Origin of the sequence: Streptomyces sp. NPDC093071 (assembly GCF_044754545.1) — a bacterium.
GTDB lineage: Bacteria > Actinomycetota > Actinomycetes > Streptomycetales > Streptomycetaceae > Streptomyces.
The window spans coordinates 571,106-588,795 of the sequence record NZ_JBIVPH010000003.1; the positions used below are offsets into that span (position 1 = coordinate 571,106).

Sequence of the window (17,690 nt, forward strand, 5' to 3'; positions counted from 1 at the left end):
TTGAGCGCCACCCCGACGCGACGACGACCGACGCGACGACGACCCGACGAAGGACTTCTCACGTGAATATCCGCTCCCTCACCCGAGGCGATGGCGTGCTGATCGGTGCAGCGGTGGTGCTGTTCATCGCCTCGTTCCTCGGCATCTCCGGCTGCGAGGGCCCCGCCTCGTTCTGCGACCAGTACAGCGCGCCGAACTCGTGGGAGGCGTCGCCGCTCGGCTGGGGCTCCTTCTTCCTCGGCATCGCCGGCGCCGGTCTCGTCATCGCCTCCCGCGCCCTGCCGCAGCAGCGCAAGGTGGCCGGTCTGGAGCTCGGCCAGGTCGGCGCCGCGTTCACCATCGCCTCCGCGTGGACCCTGCTCATGTGGATCTTCGAGGCGACCAACGCCGGTGCCGGTCTGATCCTCGGCCTGATCGCCTCCCTGGTCCTCGCCGCCGCCGCGGTCGCCGGTCCGCTGGTCCCGGCCCTCAAGGCCCCGCTGGTGGGCGCGCCGCGTCCGCAGGCCCCGCAGCCGTACGGCGTGCAGCCGGGCCAGCCCGGCCCGCAGGGCGTCCCCGGCGGCTACGGCTACCCGGGTGCGCAGCAGCAGCCGTACGGGGGCGCGCACGACGCCTCGCACGGCGGCGGTCACCCCTTCGGCGCGCAGGCGCCCGCCCCGCAGCCGCAGGCCCCGAAGCAGCCCGAGCCGCAGCAGGCCCCGGCGCAGCCGGCCTCGGACTTCGCCCCGTTCTGGTTCGCGGTCCCGGTCGCCCGTCCGCTGTACGCGGAGGACGGCGGACAGGCCCCGATCGCCGAGCTGGCGCCGGGCACCTGGTACCTGGCGGTCGAGCAGCGCGGTCAGGCCCTGGTGGCCCAGACGCAGGACGGGCGCCGCGGTGTCCTCCAGGACACCACCGGCATCCAGCGCGGCTGACGCTTCCGCACCCGCTCGCGCGCGGCCCCCGTCCGGACCCCGGGTCCGGACGGGGGCCGTCGTCGTTCCCCGGCCGTCATCCTCCGAGCTGGGACGTGCTGGGCACTTGTTCCTTGACCTCCGCCCCGGCGCTCTTCCCCGCCTCCTTGACGCTGTTGATCACGCTCTCGAAGGCGCCGACGTCCCCCTCGCCGACCTCGCCCCTGCGGAACTTCGTGCCGAGGTCCTTGAGCGAGTCGATCCCGGCGGTGAGCGGCGCGACCGCCTTGGAGAGCAGCGGGTCGCCCTTGGCGTTGTCCGCCGCCGCCTTGAGCCGGTTGTAGGCGAACGCGCCCGCGAGGCCGGCCTTCACCAGGGCGAAGGTGCGCCCGTCCGCGCCCTTCTTGAACGTGCCCGCCCGGTACGGCTTCACGATCCACTGGTACGTGGCGCCCGCGGCGAGACCGGCGTTGGCCACGAACCGGGTCTTGGCCAGCTTCTGCCGCTCGGCGCTGCCCGACGGGGCCGGGGACGCCGACGGGTTCGCGGAGGCGCTCGCGCTCCCCGCGTCGTCGTCCCCGCCGCAGGCGGCGGTGGTCAGGAGCAGGGCGCAGCACAGCGGCAGCGCCACGGCTCCGCGCGTAAGGGTTCCGGGCACGGCGGGACCTCCCTGGGGGCTGTGGCGCCAGCCTCGCCCCCGGGCCGTACGGGCGCCACCGGAGCGGCTCCGTACGGGTAGCGGCCCGCCGGGGGGGGTCAGTCCTCGCAGCAGTCCGGCGCGAGGCCGACCGGGAGGCGTTCGCCGCCGAAGACGGCGACCGTGGCCTCCTCGCCGCCGAGCGCGGCCACCGCGAGCAGCAGGGACCCGGCGGTCCAGCTGGTCTGCTCCTCGGGCCACATCGCCTTGTCGGCCTCCGTGTCGCCCTCGAAGACGTACCCCGTCCAGTACATGCCGTTCGCGGCCCGCAGGTGCTGGATGTCCTGGAGGATCGTCAGGGCCCGGTCGGACTCCCCCACCGCCCAGAGGGCGAGGGCGAGTTCGCAGCTCTCGCCGCCGGTGACCCACGGGTTGGGGACGACGCAGCGCACGCCGAGGCCGGGCACGACGAACGCGTCCCAGGACGCGTCGATCCGGGCCCGCGCCTCCTCTCCGGTGACCGCGCCGCCGAGGACCGGGTAGTACCAGTCCATCGAGTAGCGGGACTTGTCCAGGAAGCGCTCGGGGTGGCGGCGGATCGCGTGGCCGAGGGCCCCGGCCGCCAGCTCCCAGTCCGGCTGCGGCTCCTCGCGGGCCTCGGCGATGGCGAGGGCGCAGCGCAGGGCCTGGTGGATCGAGGAGCTGCCGGTGAGGAGGGCGTCGGCGACGGGCTCGCCGGACGGCTCCCGCTTCCAGCCGATCTGGCCGCCGGGCCGCTGGAGTCCGAGGACGAACTCCACGGCCGCGTAGACGACGGGCCACATCCGGTCGAGGAAGGCGTCGTCGCCGGTGGACAGGTGGTGGTGCCAGACGCCGACCGCCACGTACGCGACGAAGTTGGACTCCCGGCTCCGGTCGGTGACCCGCTCCGGGTCGCCGTCGTGGTAGGCCGCGTACCAGGAGCCGTCGCCGTTCTGGTGACGGGCGAGCCACTCGTAGGCGCGGGCGGCGGCGGCGTGCTCGCCGGCCGCGTCCAGGGCCATGGCGGCCTCGACGTGGTCCCAGGGGTCGAGGTGGTGGCCGCGGAACCAGGGGATGGCGCCGTCCTCGCGCTGGACGGCGAGTATCCCGGCGACGGTCTCGGCGGCCTGCTCGGCGGTGAGCACCCCGGGCAGGACGAGGTGCTCGGCGATCCGCTCGGGGCTCGTCACTCGGCATCGGCCTTCGGGAGGTGCGGCTTGGTCGCGTACGCCACGAAGCTCTTGCCGACGACCGGGTTGAGCAGCTGCTCGGCGACCCGGGTCAGGGCGGGCTTCTTCATGATGTCCCAGACCAGGAGCTTGTGGTACGCCCGGACCGGCAGCGCCTTGTCGTTGTCGACGCCGAAGGCGCACTTGAGCCACCAGTACGGCGAGTGCAGCGCGTGCGCGTGGTGGGTGCCGTACGGCCGGAGACCGGCCTGCCGGATCTTGCCGAGGAGCTCGTCGGCCTTGTAGATGCGGATGTGGCCGCCCTCGACCTCGTGGTACTCGTCGGAGAGCGCCCAGCAGACCTTCTCGGGGCCGTAGCGGGGGACGGTGACGGCGATCCGGCCGCCCGGCTTGAGGACGCGGACCATCTCGGCGAGGACGCCCTTGTCGTCCGGGATGTGCTCCATCACCTCGGAGATGATGACGACGTCGAAGGACTCGTCGGGGAAGGGCAGGTTGAGGGCGTCGCCCTCCATCGCGGTGGCGGTCGCCCCGGCGGGGGCCTCCCCCGCCTCCTCCATGGCCGCGAACCACTTGGCGACCTCGCGGATCTCCTCGGCGTTCCGGTCGAGGGCCACCACCCGGGCGCCGCGCCGGTAGCACTCGAAGGCGTGCCGGCCCGCACCGCAGCCCAGGTCGAGCACGCGGTCGCCGGGGGCGAGCGGGAAGCGGGTGAAGTCGACGGTCAGCACGAGGGCCTGCCTTCGCGGTCGGGACGGGGGCGGTGCGGGTGGAGGTCGTTCGGTCGGTGCGGGCGCGCGGTGGTCACCGGCGGGTGCGTGGGGAGGCGGCGCCCCGGCGGGCGATCGCCTCGCGGTAGAGCTCGGCGGTGCCCCGGGCCGCGCGGGCCCAGGTGAAGCGGTCCAGGACCCGCTCCCGTCCGGCGGCGCCGAGCCGGGCGCGCAGCTCCGGGTCGCCGAGGACCCGGCCGAGGGCGGCGGCGAGCGCGCCCGCGTCGCCGGGCGGCACCGCGAGGCAGGTCTCGCCGTCGGGGCCCGCGACCTCGGGGATCGCGCCGCCGGTGGTGGCGACGAGCGGGGTGCCGGTGGCCATGGCCTCGGCGGCGGGCAGCGAGAAGCCCTCGTACAGCGAGGGGACGCAGGAGACCTGGGCGGAGCGGACGAGGTCGACGAGCTCGGCGTCGCTGATGCCCTTGACGAACTCGACGGCGCCTTCGAGGCCGTACCGCTCGATGGCCCGGGCGACCGGGCCGTCCTCGGCGCGCTTGCCGACGACGACGAGGTGCGCGTCGGGGTTCTCGGTGCGGAGCTTGGCGAGCGCCTCGATCAGGTGGACCAGGCCCTTGAGGGGGACGTCGGCGCTGGAGGTGGTGACGATCCGGCCGGGGACCTCGGCGACCGAGGGGTCCGGGGACCAGAGGGCGGTGTCGGCGCCGATGTGGACGACCCGGATGCGGTCCTCGCGTACGCCGAGGTGCTCGACGATCTCCTGGCGGGAGGTGCCGGAGACGGTGAGCACGGACGGCAGGCGGCGGGCGACCCGCTTCTGCATGGTGGTGAAGGCGTACCAGCGGCGGACCGAGAGGCGGCGCTTCCAGCCGTCGGCGGCGTCGAGTTCGAGGCCCCGGTCGACGGTGATGGGGTGGTGGATCGTGGTGACCAGGGGCGCGCCGAGCGCGCGGGGGCCGCCGAGGAGTCCGTACCCGAGGGTCTGGTTGTCGTGGACGACGTCGAAGTCGCCGCGGCGGGCGGCGAGCATCCGCCGGGCCCGCAGGGAGAAGGTGAGCGGCTCGGGGAAGCCGCCGGTCCACATGGTGGCGACTTCCAGGGCGTCGATCCAGTCGCGGTACTCGTCGCGCTTCGGGGTCCGGAAGGGGTCCGGGGAGCGATAGAGGTCGAGGCTGGCGATCTCGGTGAGCGGCACGCCCTCGTCGAGGGTCGGATACGGCTGGGAGCCGATGACCTCGACGGTGTGGCCGAGGCGGGCGAGCTCGCGGGAGAGGTGCCGGACGTAGACGCCCTGGCCTCCGCAGAAGGGGTTCCCCTTGTACGTGAGGAGAGCGATCCGCAACGGACGGTCACCGGGGTCGGTGACGGCCTGTCGGGGGCCTGCCTCTACGGCCTCGGCGGTCATGCGCGGCCCCCTTCGAGCGTGCGTTTCGCCGGAGCGTAACCGCTGGCGTTAATCTAGAACAAGTTACAGACTCGGCCGTCGTCAGGTCGTCCGGGAAGGACAGAATCTACCGGCAGGTAGCGCCGCGGTGAGATCCGGAGCGGGTGATTCGCGCCACGGCGACGACGCCGCCATACTGTCGCTCCCCACCGCACGGAACGGGACTCCATGACCGCAGACAACAGGGCGGAGCACGGCACCGCCGCGCCCCTCACGGAGCGCCAGGAGGCGCGGCGGCGGCGCATCCTGGACGCCAGCGCGCGGCTCGCGTCGCGGGGCGGGTTCGACGCCGTGCAGATGCGGGAGGTGGCCGAGGAGGCGGGCGTCGCGCTGGGCACGCTGTACCGCTACTTCCCGTCGAAGGTCCACCTGCTCGTCGCGGTGATGCAGGACCAGCTGCGGCACCTGCACACCACCCTGCGCAAGCGGCCCCCGGCGGGCGCGGATCCGGCGGAGCGGGTCGCGGAGACCCTGATGCGGGCCTTCCGGGCGCTCCAGCGGGAGCCGCAGCTGGCCGACGCGATGGTGCGGGCGCTGATCTTCGCGGACCGGGGGGCGAGCGCCGAGGTGGACGAGGTCTCCCGGCTGACGACCGCGATCATCCTGGACGCGATGGGCGCCGGGCACCCGACGCCCGCCCAGCTCTCGGTGGTCCGGGTCATCGAACACACCTGGCACTCGGCGCTGATCACGTGGCTGTCGGGGCGGTCCTCGATCGCCCAGGTGAAGATCGACATCGAGACGGTGTGCCGGCTGATCGGGACGGGGGCGGGGGCGGGGGCCGGCTGATCGGGACGGGTGCGGGGGCGGCTGCCGGCTGATCGGGATGGGTGCGGGGGCGGCTGCCGGCTGATCGGGATGGGTGCGACTGCCGGCTGAGGGGCGGGGCTCCGGGTCCGATCCGGGTCTGAGGGGCGGGCCCTCGGGCCGGGGCTCCTGGACCGGCTTCCCGGGCCGGGGCTCCGGGGCGGGACTCCCTGCCGGGCCGAGGTTCCCGGGCAGGCCCCGTGGGCCGGGTCCCTTCCGGACCGGGCTTCCAGGGCGGGGTTCTCTGCCGGGCCGAGGTCCTCGGGCCGGGCTTCCGGGCCGGGGCCCTGCCGGGCCGGGGCTCCCTGTCGGGTCGGGCTTCCGGGCCAGCCTCACAGGCCGGGGCCCTTCCCGGGCCGGGGCTCCGGGGCGGGACGCCCTGCCGGGCCGAGGTCCTCGGGCCGGGCTTCCGGGCCGGGGCCCTGCCGGGCCGGGGCTCCCTGTCGGGTCGGGCTTCCGGGCCAGCCTCACAGGCCGGGGCCCTTCCCGGGCCGGGGCTCCGGGGCGGGACGCCCTGCCGGGCTGAGGTTCCCGGGCAGGCCCCGTGGGCCGGGTCCCTTCCGGACCGGGCTTCCAGGGCGGGGTTCTCTGCCGGGCCGAGGTCCTCGGGCCGGGCTTCCGGGCCGGGGCCCTGCCGGGCCGGGGCTCCCTGTCGGGTCGGGCTTCCGGGCCAGCCTCACAGGCCGGGGCCCTTCCCGGGCCGGGGCTCCGGGGCGGGACGCCCTGCCGGGCCGAGGTCCTCGGGCCGGGCTTCCGGGCCGGGGCCCTTCCCGGGCCGGGGCTCCGGGGCGGGACGCCCCGCCGCGCCGAGGTTCCCGGGCAGGCCCCGTGGGCCGGGTCCCTTCCGGGCCGGGCTTCCGGGCCGGGGCTGCTGGGTCGGCCTCGCGGGTCGGGGCTGCTTCCCGGGCCGGGCCTCCGGGGGCGCCCCGCGCGCGTGGCGGGGGCGCGCCCGGTGCCGGGTCAGGACTTGGCGTTCTTCTCGTTGTCGGCCTTGATGGCCGCCTCGCACTCGGGACCGGCGTCGGTGGCGACGAACATCACCAGCTTCAGCGGACCGGCGGAGTGGTTGCTGGCCTGGAGCTGCCAGGTGCCGTTGGCCAGGGACTTGACCTCCGAGCCGTTCTGCTCGAAGGTCCGCGTCTCCTTCCAGCCGCCGCCCGTCAGGGTCCCGACCGTGTCCGCGAAGGACTTCTTCGGGTCCGCGGCCTTCGCGCCGTCGGCCGTCCAGGTGACCATGCACTCCTTGAGCCCGTCCGGCACCGCCTCGCCGGAGGAGTCCTGCGTGAAGCCGGCCCCCGTCGCCGCGTCGCCGATCGCCTTGCTCACGGCCGCCGCGTCCAGCTTCGCGCCGTCCTTCGCGCCGTCCGCGCCGCCGGACCCCGAACCGCCCGAGGCGGCCGAACCCGCCGAGGACGAGCCGCCCTTGTCCGTACCGCCCCCGCCGCCGCAACCGGCGACCAACAGCACCGCACCGGCGGCCGCGGCCACCCACTTCGCCTTGCGCACAACACTCCCCGTGTCCACGCACGGAGGCCCGTCGCCCCCGTGACCGAGGGCATAGTTTTGCACGCGGGAACGACAACTCCCGCCATCCGAAGGGCCGTACGACCGGTGCGGCGGGGCCGGGCCGGACCGGCGGCGGGCCCGGTGGTGTGAGCCGCCTCGCACCACCGTGAGCAGCGCGTACGGGCCGGTACAGTAAGCGGGTCGTCATCATGCCCGTACGGGGGAAACCGGTGGAAATCCGGTACCGACCCTTCCCTGAGCCGTGCAACCGTCCTCCTTCGCGAAGGCGGCACGTCGGAATGCCCCGGACGGGACGTGACCGCCGGCACCGTCGAGGAACACGGAGCCGGAGCCCGGTGCCCTGAGGCGTGCCGTGCCCGGCCGCAGGAGAGGGCCCCATGAACACCGTCCGCCGCGCCGCCGCCGCGCTCGCCGCCGCCGTCGCCGTACTCGGCACCGGAGCAGCCGGGCAGGCCTCCGCCGCCCCCTCCCCGACCCTCTCCACCGGGAAGCTCCCGGCCGGTCTCTACGGCACGAAGGACCCGACCTACGACGGCGTCTGGCGCCAGTCGCTCTCCTTCCTCGCCCAGCGCGCCACCGGCTACCAGCCCGCCGACCAGGCCGTGGAGTGGCTCCTCGGCCAGCAGTGCGACGACGGCGCCTTCCCCTCCTACCGCGCGGACGCCACGAAGCCCTGCGACGCGAAGACGATGCGGGACACCAACGCCACCGCCGCCGCCGTCCAGGCGCTCGCCGCCGTGCGCCGCCAGAGCGCCGCACCCGAGAAGGCCGACCAGGCCGTCAAGGCCGGCACCGACTGGCTGAAGTCCGTACAGAACAAGGACGGCGGCTGGGGCTACAGCGCGGGCGGCGCCAGCGACGCCAACTCCACCTCCGTCGTCGTCGGCGCGCTCGCCGCGACCGGCACCCGCCCCACCGCGTTCACCTCCGCCGAGGGCCGCACCCCCTACGACGCGCTCCTCGCCTTCGCGCTGCCCTGCACCGACAAGGAGGGCCCCGGTGCCTTCGCGTACCAGCCCGACAAGGCCGGGAAGCTGTTCGCCAACGCCGACGCGACCGCCGCCGCCACCCTCGCCGGGCTCGGCAAGAGCATGGTCGCCACCAAGGCCTCCCCCGACCAGGCGCCCGCCTGCACGGACCTGTCGAAGCCGACCCCCGAGCGGGCCGCCCTGAACGGCGCCTCGTACCTGGCGAAGACCCTCGCGAAGACCCACCACCTCGTCCAGCCGCCGATGCCGGGCGCCACCGACACCACCGAGCAGCCCGACTTCGGCAACACCGCCGACGCCGTCGTCGCGCTCTCCGCCGCCGGCGCCTCCAAGCAGGCCCTCCCCGCCCTGGAGTGGCTGGAGAAGAACTCCGGCTCCTGGGCGAAGGAGAGCGGCCCGGCCGCCTACGCCCAGCTGATCCTGGCCGCCCGCGCGACGGAGACCGACCCCCGGAAGTTCGGCTCGGTCGACCTGGTCGAGCAGCTCAACGCCGCGGGTCCCGCGCCCAAGAGCCCCGACACCTCCGCCTCCTCCACCACCGGCGACGACGAGGACTCCGGCTTCGACGTCTGGTGGATCATCGGCATCGGCACGGTCGTCGGCGTCGGCATCGGCTTCCTCGTGAGCGGCCGCAAGAAGTGACCGCCACCGCCGTCAGGACCACCACCAGGGTCGCGGGCGCCGCGGCCGGGGCGCTGCTGACCCTCGCCGGGGTCGCGGCCGCCCCGGCGCACGCCGCCGGCTACCGCTACTGGTCGTACTGGGAGAGCGACGGCGGCACCCCCTGGGCCTACGCCACCCAGGGCCCGGCGACCGCCCGGCCCGCCGACGGCGACGCGGTCGGCTTCCGCTTCGCGGTCAGCGCGGAGGCCGACGACACCGCCAAACCCACCGCCGCCCCGGACTTCGCCCGGATCTGCGCGGACGTGGCGGCGAAGGACGGCACGAAGCGGATCGCGGTCGTCATCGACTTCGGCGGCCCGGCCGACGCCCCGCCCGGCGAGACCCCGCCCGCGAAGCGGGTCACGACCGGCTGCGCGCAGGTCCGCCCCGACGCGACCGGCGCGGAGGCGCTCGCCGCCGTGGCGAAGCCGCTGCGGTACGGCAGCGGGGCCATGCTGTGCGGGATCGCGGGCTACCCGGCGCGGGGCTGCGGCGAGGAGGTCGGCGAGGAGCCGACGGCCGCGGCGTCGCCCACCGCCTCGGAGAAGCGGGGCGACGGCGGCGGCCCGTCCGTCGGCGTGCTCGCCGGCGGGGCGGCCGTCCTGGCGCTCGGCGGGGCGGCGATCTGGAAGGCCCGCCACCGCGGATGAGCACCGCCCCCGCTCACCGTGCCTTCCGCGGCGCGCTCACGGCTCCCGTCGCGACCCGGGCCAACGCCCTGCACGCGGGGGCCTGGTGGCTGTGGGCGCTCGGCCTGGCCGTCGCCGCCTCCCGGACCACCAACCCGCTGCTGCTCGGCCTGATCGTCGGCGTCGCCGGGTACGTCGTCGCGGCCCGCCGCACGGACGCGCCCTGGGCCCGCTCGTACGGCGCGTTCGTGAAGCTGGGCCTGTTCGTGGTGGCCCTCCGCGTCGTCTTCTCGCTCCTCCTGGGCTCCCCGATCCCGGGCACGCACCTCCTCTTCACCCTGCCCGAGGTGCCGCTGCCCGAGTGGGCGCAGGGGGTACGGATCGGGGGCCGCGTGACGGCCGAACAACTCCTCTTCGCGGTGTACGACGGCGCCAAGCTGGCGACCCTGCTGATCTGCGTGGGCGCCGCGAACGCGCTCGCCAACCCGGCCCGGCTGCTCAAGTCGCTGCCGGGGGCGCTCTACGAGGCGGGGGTCGCCGTCGTCGTGGCGATGACCTTCGCGCCGAACATGGTCGCCGACGTGGTCCGGCTGCGGACCGCCCGCCGGCTGCGGGGCCGCCCCACCGGCGGGGTCCGGGCGGTCCTCCAGATCGGCCTGCCGGTCCTGGAGGGCGCCCTCGAACGCTCCGTCGCGGTGGCGGCGTCGATGGACGCGCGCGGTTACGGGCGGACGGCCCGCGTCCCGGCGTCCGTGCGCCGCACCACGAACGTCCTGACCCTCGGCGGGCTCCTCGGCATCTGCGCCGGCTCGTACGGGCTGCTCGCGGCGCAGGGCGCGGGGTACGGGCTGCCGCTGCTCGGCGCCGGGCTGCTCGCCGCCGTCGCCGGGCTCCGGCTCGGCGGGCGCCGGACCGTACGGACCCGGTACCGGCCCGACCGCTGGGGCGCCCGGTCCTGGCTGGTGGCGGGGTCCGGGGTGGCGGTCGCGGTCCTGATGATCCGGGCGAACGCGTACGCCCCGGAGGCCCTGCACCCGGGGGTGGTCCCCCTGACGGCCCCGGAGCTGCCGCTGCTGCCCGCGCTGTCGATCCTGGTGGGCCTGGTGCCGGCGTTCGTGGCCCCCGTACCCGAGGAGAACCCGTGATCCGCTTCGAGAACGTCTCGGTGAGGTACGAGGAGGACGCCGAGCCGACCCTCCGGAACCTCGACCTCACGATCCCGGAGGGCGAGCTGGTCCTCCTGGTGGGCCCGTCGGGCGTGGGCAAGTCGACCCTCCTCAACGCGGTCTCCGGTCTGGTCCCCCACTTCACGGGCGGCACGCTGACCGGCCGGGTGACGGTCGACGGCCGCGACACCCGCACGCATCCGCCGCGCGAGCTGGCGGACGTGGTGGGCACGGTCGGGCAGGACCCGTCGGCCCACTTCGTCACCGACACCGTCGAGGACGAGCTCGCGTACGGGATGGAGTCCCTGGGGCTCGCGCCCGGCGTCATGCGGCGCCGCGTCGAGGAGACCCTCGACCTCCTCGGCCTCGCCGAACTCCGCGACCGGCCGATCGCGACGCTCTCCGGCGGGCAGCGCCAGCGGGTCGCGATCGGCTCCGTCCTCACCCCCCATCCCAAGGTCCTCGTCCTCGACGAGCCGACCTCCGCGCTCGACCCCTCGGCGGCGGAGGACGTCCTCGCGGTCCTCCAGCGCCTGGTCCACGACCTCGGCACGACGGTCCTCCTCGCCGAACACCGCCTCGAACGCGTCGTCCAGTACGCCGACCAGGTCCTCCTCCTCCCGGACGCGGTCCTGGGCCCCCCGTCCACCGTCATGTCCGTCTCCCCGATCCACCCCCCGGTCGTCACCCTGGGCCGCCTGGCGGGCTGGACCCCCCTCCCCCTGACGGTCCGCGACGCGAGGCGGAGGGCGGGGGCCCTGAAGCAGCGCCTGGAGCCCTTGATCGACGCGGGTATCCCTGCGGGGCCCCTCCCCCACCCCGCCCCTCCCCGAAACCGGGGCTCCGCCCCGGACCCCGGTCCTCAAACGCCGGACGGGCTGGATACGCACGCCAAGGGCGATGCCCACATTCCGGCCCCGCCGTCGCTTGAGGCGCGGGGGTCCGGGGGCGGAGCCCCCGGTTTCGGGAAGTGGGGGTCCCCCCACGCCCTCGGGCGTAGGGGGAGGGGTGGGGGCTTCTCCCTCTTCTCGCGGCGGCGGCGACGGCGGCCGCAGGACGAGCAGCCGCACCCCACCACCCCCCTCGTCCTCACCACCTCCCTCCACATCCGCCGCGCCCGCGTAGAGGCCCTCCGCAAGATCGACCTCCGCGTCGACCCGGGCGAGACCGTCGCCCTCATGGGACGGAACGGCGCCGGGAAGTCGACCCTGCTCTCCGCGCTGGTCGGCATGATCGCCCCCACCTCCGGCACCGTCCGGGTCGCGGGCCGGGAGCCCCACGCCACCGACCCCCGGGAGCTGATCCGGCAGGTCGGCCTGGTGCCGCAGGAGCCGAGGGACCTGCTGTACGCGGACACCGTCGGCGCCGAGTGCGCGGCGGCCGACGCGGACGCGGGCGCGCCGGACGGCACCTGCCGGGCCCTAATGTCCGAGCTGCTGCCGGGCATCGCGGACGACACGCACCCCCGGGACCTCTCCGAGGGCCAGCGCCTCGCCCTCGCCCTGGCCGTCGTCCTGACCGGCCGCCCCCCGCTGCTGCTCCTGGACGAGCCGACCCGGGGCCTGGACTACGCGGCGAAGGCCCGTCTGGTCGGGCACCTGCGGAGCCTCGCGGCGGACGGGCACGCGATCGTGCTCGCCACGCACGACGTGGAGCTGGCGGCCGAGCTGGCCCACCGGGTGGTGATCCTCGCGGACGGCGAGGTGGTCGCGGACGACCCGACGGCCGAGGTCGTGGTCTCCTCGCCCGCGTTCTCGCCGCAGGTGGCCAAGATCCTGGCCCCGCAGCCGTGGCTCACGGCCGAGCAGGTGGAGCGGGCCCTGGAGGAGGCGCGGTGAGCGCCCTCCGCCTCGGCCCCCGCTCGATCGCCGCCCTCGTCCTCGTCTCCCTGATCGGGATCGGCGCCTTCTGCTGGCCCCTGTTCGCGGACGCCGGCTCGGCGGTGACGTCGCACGCCGGTGACGCTCCGTGGCTGTTCGCCGCGCTGCTGCCGCTGCTCGTCGCGGTGGTGGTGGCGACGATCGCGGACTCCGGCATGGACGCGAAGGCGGTCGCGATGCTGGGGGTGCTCGCCGCCGTGGGCGCGGCGCTGCGCCCGCTGGGCGCGGGGACGGCCGGTCTGGAGCCGATGTTCTTCCTGATGGTGCTGAGCGGCCGGGTCCTGGGCCCGGGCTTCGGCTTCGTGCTCGGCGCGGTGACGATGTTCGCGTCCGCCCTGCTCACGGGCGGTGTGGGCCCCTGGATGCCGTTCCAGATGCTGGCGATGGGCTGGTTCACGATGGGCGCGGGGCTGCTGCCGGGGCAGCGGACGCTGCGGGGCCGGGCCGAGCTCGTGATGCTCTCCGCGTACGGCTTCGCGGCGGCGTTCGCGTACGGAACGATCATGAACCTCCAGGGCTGGGTCCTGCTCCAGGGCCTGAGCAGCGGGATCTCCTTCCAGCCGGGCGCCCCGCTGCACGAGAACCTGGTCCGCTTCCTCGCCTACGTCACCGCCACCTCCCTCGGCTGGGACCTCGGCCGGGCCGTGCTTACCGTCGTCCTCACGCTCACGGTCGGCGGCACGCTCCTGAGGGCGCTGCGGCGGGCGACGCGGCGGGCGAACTTCGAGGCCCAGGTCACATTCGAGGGCCCGGAAGGGGCCCCCGCGAGTGAGGCACCCCACAGGACCTAGGTCACGTACGAACCGGAATAGTAGACGTACGGAACCGCCCAAAGGCTCCCTCACACCCTCATAACCTGCGGAAACGGGTCCCGCCCCGCCCCTGGGACGTTCCTCCCGGGTCCGAACCTTCCTCGTACAGGGGGTCGTTGCATCGGCGTTCCGGCCCTGCTTCTCTGGTGGACGTCGCCAGGCAGCCGGTGCTCACCGCAGCGCCTCAGGCAGACCGGTTCCCCCCAGTTCCCGGGTCCCCCGGGCCCTGGTTCCGGCTTGCCGAAAACGCCCGGCACGACCTCTGTCCCCGAAGTTAGGTAGAAACCTTGATCCGCTCGCTCACCACTCGTGTCGCCGCCCGCAAGAAGACCTTCGCCGCCTCCGCAGCCGTGCTGCTGGGCGCGTCGGGTGCGGTGCTCGGCACGACGGGCACGGCCTCGGCCGCCAGCCCGCAGGATGTCGCGCGACAGATCGTTCCCGCCTCGCAGTACGCGTCCTTCAGCAAGATCGTGTCCCACGAGTCCGGCTGGAACCACAAGGCCACCAACTCCTCCAGCGGCGCCTACGGCCTGGTCCAGGCCCTGCCGGCCTCGAAGATGTCCTCGGCCGGTTCCGACTGGAAGACGAACCCCGCCACCCAGATCAAGTGGGGTCTCAACTACATGAACGAGCGCTACGGCTCCCCGAACGCCGCCTGGGCGTTCTGGCAGGCCAACGGCTGGTACTAAGAGTCCCGCCACCGCACAGCGCACACGCGAGGCCCCGCCCTCCTCACGGAGGGGCGGGGCCTGCGGCGTTCCCGGATGAGTCCGGCGTCCGGCCCCGCCCGCACGAGGCCCTCCTGACCGAGCTGCGCAAGGCAGGCAGGTCCGCCGGACACGGACGACGCCGCGATCAACGGCTCGCACACCAGGGCTTTGAAGAAAGGGGGGCTCACACCGGCCCCTCGCCGGCCGGCCGAGAGCGACCGGGCAACGGCAACAGACACCACCTGATCGCCGACCGGCACGGCACCCCTCTCACCATCAGCCCGACCGGTGGAAACAGGCATGACGTCACCCAGTCGACGCCCCTGCCGGACGCCTTCCCCCGGCATCCGGTGAGCCTGCGGAAGACCGGGACACCGGCCGGGCCGGCTGTCCGCCGACCGCGGCTACGGCTACGGCTGCGGCTAGTACCGGCACTTTCTCCGGGCCCGCGGCACCACACCAAAGACCGCTCGTCGAGGTGTCCCGCACGGCTCGGGGCCGGGCAAGACACCTGGGCCGTGGAGCGGACCTCCGCTTCCCCGACGAGCTGGTGCACGGTAGATGCAGTCACCCATGACGTACTGGCCCGCTGGTTCGACGTGGACCGTTCCACCCTCACGCGGGCCATCGGCGGGGACGGCCCTCGACTGCCTGGACGAGTGGGCGATCGGCCGTGCTGAGTTTCCCTTCATGTGGTGGGGCTGTGGCGGATCAGGACTCCTCCCAGCGCGTCAGCTGTCGCGCGCGCTTCGGCGGGGTCGCAGAACTGGATGGTCCAGTTCGCGGCCGTGACGACGGCGGCGGGTGTGTGGTCGTTGCTGAGAAGGAGCCGGATGTAGTCGTCACGGGCCGCAGCGCCGTCGTGCAGCGTCAGGAGGGCGTGGCGGTTCGCCCAGGACGCGTCACAGGACTTCTTCTCCGAGGCTCGTGTTCCGCATAGCAGTTCCCCTGTCGACCGCCGTTCTCGGTCCGTGCAGGAACCTGCCTTGTCCAAGGCGTCGGCCAGCGCGTCCGCGGACCGGTATGCGGGGGTGCTGGGGATGTCGGGCAGTGGGTAGGGGGGAGGGAGGACGACGGCGCCGACCGCCTCGGCGATCTTGATCGAGTAGGCGGGGACACCATTGGGCAGGACGCGGATGAACCAGTTGCCTGCCGCGACGATGGTGGTGCCGCTGTTGCGCCATGCGGCGATGGAGTCGCCGACCTCGTCCCGGCTGAATTCCTTGGAGTTCAGGACCTGGATCCGGTTCTCCACCGCCGTCCCGGAGACACGGGCCTCGCAGTCCAGGGCGCCGGTCCTGCGCCGCAGTACTTTGCAGGGCACGCCCGCGCGTTCCAGTGCGGCCACGACCTCGTCGGGTGTCGTGTACTGCGGCGCTGCGGGAACGTTGGCCGGCATGGGGTCGAGAGGTTTCCCGCCGCGCGGCTCGAACCGGTCGCACCCGGTGAGCGCGGCCAGCGCGAAGAGCGCGGTCAGGATGGACGCGGTCCTCTTCATGAGATCAGCGGGCTCCTGGCGGTGCGGGAGAAGGTCCGGGGCTGGGTGAGGGCGTTCCGGGCTCCGGTTCACCGGTCCCGGTGCCGGTGGTCTGGCCCGCGCGGTACAGGGGATCGAGGGATACGTGATGCCCGGCGGGCGTCTGGGCCTCCAGCTGCCGGATGGCTTGGGCTTGTTCCTCGTCGCTGAGGGCGTCCCAGGCCATCGCGTCGTCGAGATGCGGCTCGATCCTGTCCCAGTTCCGTCCCCGCGTTTTGATGTCGCCGCCGCGCTGGTCGGATTCGTCACCGTACTGCTCGTTCTTCTCGCGCACGTCCGGGGTGTCGGCGGCGTAGAGCGTGAACAGCTGTTTGTCCGTGCGGGCACCGTACGGCTGATCGCGGAGATCAGCCAGGTGGTGGGCGCTCAGCCGTACGTCCAGGTCCGGATTGTGTTCGATGAGCGCCGCAAGTTCGACGTCGCTCAGGTCTGCCAGGTACCTACCGTCCTCCAGCCGGAACGCCTCACGGTTCTTCTCCACGACCGCCCTGGCGGTATCGGTCTTCATGTGGGTGATGCCCAGGGACTTGTCCGGCTTCGGACCGAGGGTGAGACTCCAGTCGAAGAAGCGGCCGAACTCGGTCAGCGGCCCGCGAAGGCTCGGGTTGTGGTTCTGGTACCACTGCTGTTCCTGCCAGAGGATGGCCAGGAGCAGTTTCCGGCTGATACCTGTTTCGGCGGAGGCCAGGTTCACGGCGGTGAGGACGTTCGGCGGGACGTTGACGGGGTGCAGACCGTCCAGTCCGCCGGACAGTCGCAGGGCGATGCCCAGCGGACTGTTCTTGTCGAGTGCCTTCTTGGCGAGGTTCGGATCGCTGATGTCGGTCAGCGCTTCGACGGTGCGCAGGGAACGAGCCGCGTCGGTATCGGCCAGGCTCGCCTTGGCGAGGGCATCGGAGATGATCCCGTGAGCATGGGTGATCTTTTCGGCGCCTTCGCCGTCCGGCGCTTCGGCGGTGGGTCTGGCGAAATCGACCCGACCGCTGTCGTCCACCTTGAGTCCGTTGCGGTGCGCGTAGTCGAGTGCGCTGTGCAGATCGCGCTGGGCGGACGCGATGCCGCTCGCGAGATCGTCGTACGTCCGCGCCATCGCCCGCAGAGCGACGGCGGCTGCCTCGTAGTCACCCGCGTGTTTGACGAACGCGGCCCGGGCCGCACGCCCGGCATCGCCCGCCCAGCACTGGCGGAGGGTCGCGGCGATCTCATCACGCACGTACGCGGCCAGCGCTTCACACTGCTTGGCGGCGCCGACGGCGTCGTCCGCGGCATCCCGCCACTGCTGGGGCCGCGCCTTGTCGAGTTCGGGTACGGAGACCATCAGGCATCCTCCAGCCAGTCACCGGAAGCCCTGAGCTGTGCCGCGATGGATATGTCATCGCTGATCTGCTGGTCCATGCCCTTGGTGAGCGCGTCGGCGGCATCCTCGACCAGGTCGCTGAGCTTGTGGAGGCGCTTCTGCCAGGCGCTCACGCAGTCGTCGCTCGCGGTTCCCGCGTCCCAGCCCGCATGGGTTTTGCCGACGGCCGCCGCGTCATCGAGCTTGGCCTTCTTACGGGCTTCGCCGTTCGCGGTCCGTAGTCCCGGGGTTTTGGCGCGTATGGGCGCGTCACGCAGACCGAGGTCCGCGTTTCCCGGTCCCGGAGCCGGCCCCCCGCTGCCCTTTGTTGAAGCGAGCTCCATGCTCGTGGCACGCCTGCGGAGCGCGTCTGCTTTGAGCTGGCTCCACTCCTCTTCGAACGTCGACATGCATCCCCCTTTGCACGCGCGCCGTGGTCAACGGCGTGCGCCGATTCTATAAGCGGCTTATCGACGGTGATCTGTGACTGCGGCTTGATCTCGCCAGTCCCGCAGCCACCGCCAGGCCGTCACTCCGCGGCGGGCGGGACGGCAGCAGCGGGGCGACGTGTTCCCACAGGCCATCGGGCGCAAGATCATCCGATACCCGCACCACTCTGCCGTCACCGAGACCTGACGGCCGCGCTCTCATGCCGAACTCATTCGGAAACGATCAGTAAGAGTCCCGCCACCACAAAGCGCACACGCGAGGCCCCCGAGGA

At 73.7% G+C, this 17,690-nt stretch carries 16 protein-coding genes; 8 read left to right on the forward strand and 8 right to left on the reverse strand.

The features are described from left to right. Positions 1–62: 62 nt before the first annotated feature. Positions 63–914, forward strand: a complete 852-nt coding sequence (locus ACIQD7_RS13890; protein ID WP_121833880.1) for a DUF5336 domain-containing protein — start codon at positions 63–65, stop codon at positions 912–914. Positions 915–990: 76 nt separating this feature from the next. Here ACIQD7_RS13890 and ACIQD7_RS13895 read toward each other — a convergent pair whose 3' ends face one another. The 4 genes from ACIQD7_RS13895 to ACIQD7_RS13910 form a co-directional block, all read right to left on the reverse strand. Next, positions 991–1,551 (reverse strand): hypothetical protein, encoded by a 561-nt coding sequence (locus ACIQD7_RS13895; protein ID WP_402441732.1) that lies wholly within the window; start codon positions 1,549–1,551, stop codon positions 991–993. Positions 1,552–1,649: 98 nt separating this feature from the next. Then, positions 1,650–2,741 carry a prenyltransferase gene (locus ACIQD7_RS13900; RefSeq protein ID WP_402441733.1) on the reverse strand — a complete coding sequence of 364 codons (1,092 nt, stop codon included), beginning with the start codon at positions 2,739–2,741 and terminating at the stop codon, positions 1,650–1,652. Continuing rightward, positions 2,738–3,472 (reverse strand): class I SAM-dependent methyltransferase, encoded by a 735-nt coding sequence (locus tag ACIQD7_RS13905; protein ID WP_402441734.1) that lies wholly within the window; start codon positions 3,470–3,472, stop codon positions 2,738–2,740. Before ACIQD7_RS13905 ends, ACIQD7_RS13900 begins: the two co-directional genes overlap by 4 nt. 73 nt (positions 3,473–3,545) lie before the next feature. Further along, positions 3,546–4,874, reverse strand: a complete 1,329-nt coding sequence (locus ACIQD7_RS13910; protein WP_161374542.1) for a glycosyltransferase family 4 protein — start codon at positions 4,872–4,874, stop codon at positions 3,546–3,548. A gap of 207 nt (positions 4,875–5,081) precedes the next feature. Between ACIQD7_RS13910 and ACIQD7_RS13915 the strand changes: the two genes are divergently transcribed. Beyond that, complete coding sequence (locus ACIQD7_RS13915; RefSeq protein WP_402441735.1) at positions 5,082–5,702, forward strand: TetR family transcriptional regulator; 621 nt, start codon at positions 5,082–5,084, stop codon at positions 5,700–5,702. A gap of 978 nt (positions 5,703–6,680) precedes the next feature. On the opposite strand, the gene ACIQD7_RS13920 is transcribed toward ACIQD7_RS13915, so the two are convergent. Next, on the reverse strand, positions 6,681–7,226 hold the full coding sequence (locus ACIQD7_RS13920) for a hypothetical protein (protein WP_402441736.1): 546 nt from the start codon (positions 7,224–7,226) through the stop codon (positions 6,681–6,683). Positions 7,227–7,624: 398 nt separating this feature from the next. Here ACIQD7_RS13920 and ACIQD7_RS13925 point away from each other — a divergent pair, with 398 nt between their 5' ends. From ACIQD7_RS13925 to ACIQD7_RS13950, 6 genes are all read left to right on the forward strand, one after another. After that, positions 7,625–8,878 (forward strand): prenyltransferase/squalene oxidase repeat-containing protein, encoded by a 1,254-nt coding sequence (locus ACIQD7_RS13925; RefSeq protein WP_402441737.1) that lies wholly within the window; start codon positions 7,625–7,627, stop codon positions 8,876–8,878. Next, positions 8,875–9,549 carry an SCO2322 family protein gene (locus tag ACIQD7_RS13930; protein WP_402441738.1) on the forward strand — a complete coding sequence of 225 codons (675 nt, stop codon included), beginning with the start codon at positions 8,875–8,877 and terminating at the stop codon, positions 9,547–9,549. The genes ACIQD7_RS13925 and ACIQD7_RS13930 overlap by 4 nt, the downstream gene beginning before the upstream one ends. Next, positions 9,546–10,673 (forward strand): energy-coupling factor transporter transmembrane component T, encoded by a 1,128-nt coding sequence (locus ACIQD7_RS13935; RefSeq protein ID WP_402441739.1) that lies wholly within the window; start codon positions 9,546–9,548, stop codon positions 10,671–10,673. The genes ACIQD7_RS13930 and ACIQD7_RS13935 overlap by 4 nt, the downstream gene beginning before the upstream one ends. Continuing rightward, on the forward strand, positions 10,670–12,532 hold the full coding sequence (locus ACIQD7_RS13940) for an ABC transporter ATP-binding protein (protein WP_402441740.1): 1,863 nt from the start codon (positions 10,670–10,672) through the stop codon (positions 12,530–12,532). The genes ACIQD7_RS13935 and ACIQD7_RS13940 overlap by 4 nt, the downstream gene beginning before the upstream one ends. Further along, the gene (locus ACIQD7_RS13945; RefSeq protein WP_161374549.1) at positions 12,529–13,365 is read left to right on the forward strand and encodes an ECF transporter S component; all 837 of its coding nucleotides are present in this window, start codon (positions 12,529–12,531) and stop codon (positions 13,363–13,365) included. Before ACIQD7_RS13940 ends, ACIQD7_RS13945 begins: the two co-directional genes overlap by 4 nt. 308 nt (positions 13,366–13,673) lie before the next feature. Further along, positions 13,674–14,075, forward strand: coding sequence for a transglycosylase SLT domain-containing protein (locus ACIQD7_RS13950; protein WP_121832799.1), 402 nt, complete (start codon positions 13,674–13,676; stop codon positions 14,073–14,075). A gap of 709 nt (positions 14,076–14,784) precedes the next feature. Here the strand turns inward: ACIQD7_RS13950 and ACIQD7_RS13955 are convergent. The 3 genes from ACIQD7_RS13955 to ACIQD7_RS13965 are packed head-to-tail and all read right to left on the reverse strand — an operon-like array spanning position 14,785 to position 17,379. After that, complete coding sequence (locus ACIQD7_RS13955; protein WP_402441741.1) at positions 14,785–15,594, reverse strand: hypothetical protein; 810 nt, start codon at positions 15,592–15,594, stop codon at positions 14,785–14,787. A gap of 4 nt (positions 15,595–15,598) precedes the next feature. Further along, positions 15,599–16,951, reverse strand: coding sequence for a hypothetical protein (locus ACIQD7_RS13960; protein ID WP_402441742.1), 1,353 nt, complete (start codon positions 16,949–16,951; stop codon positions 15,599–15,601). After that, the gene (locus ACIQD7_RS13965) at positions 16,951–17,379 is read right to left on the reverse strand and encodes a hypothetical protein (RefSeq protein WP_402441743.1); all 429 of its coding nucleotides are present in this window, start codon (positions 17,377–17,379) and stop codon (positions 16,951–16,953) included. Before ACIQD7_RS13965 ends, ACIQD7_RS13960 begins: the two co-directional genes overlap by 1 nt. Positions 17,380–17,690: the final 311 nt, after the last annotated feature.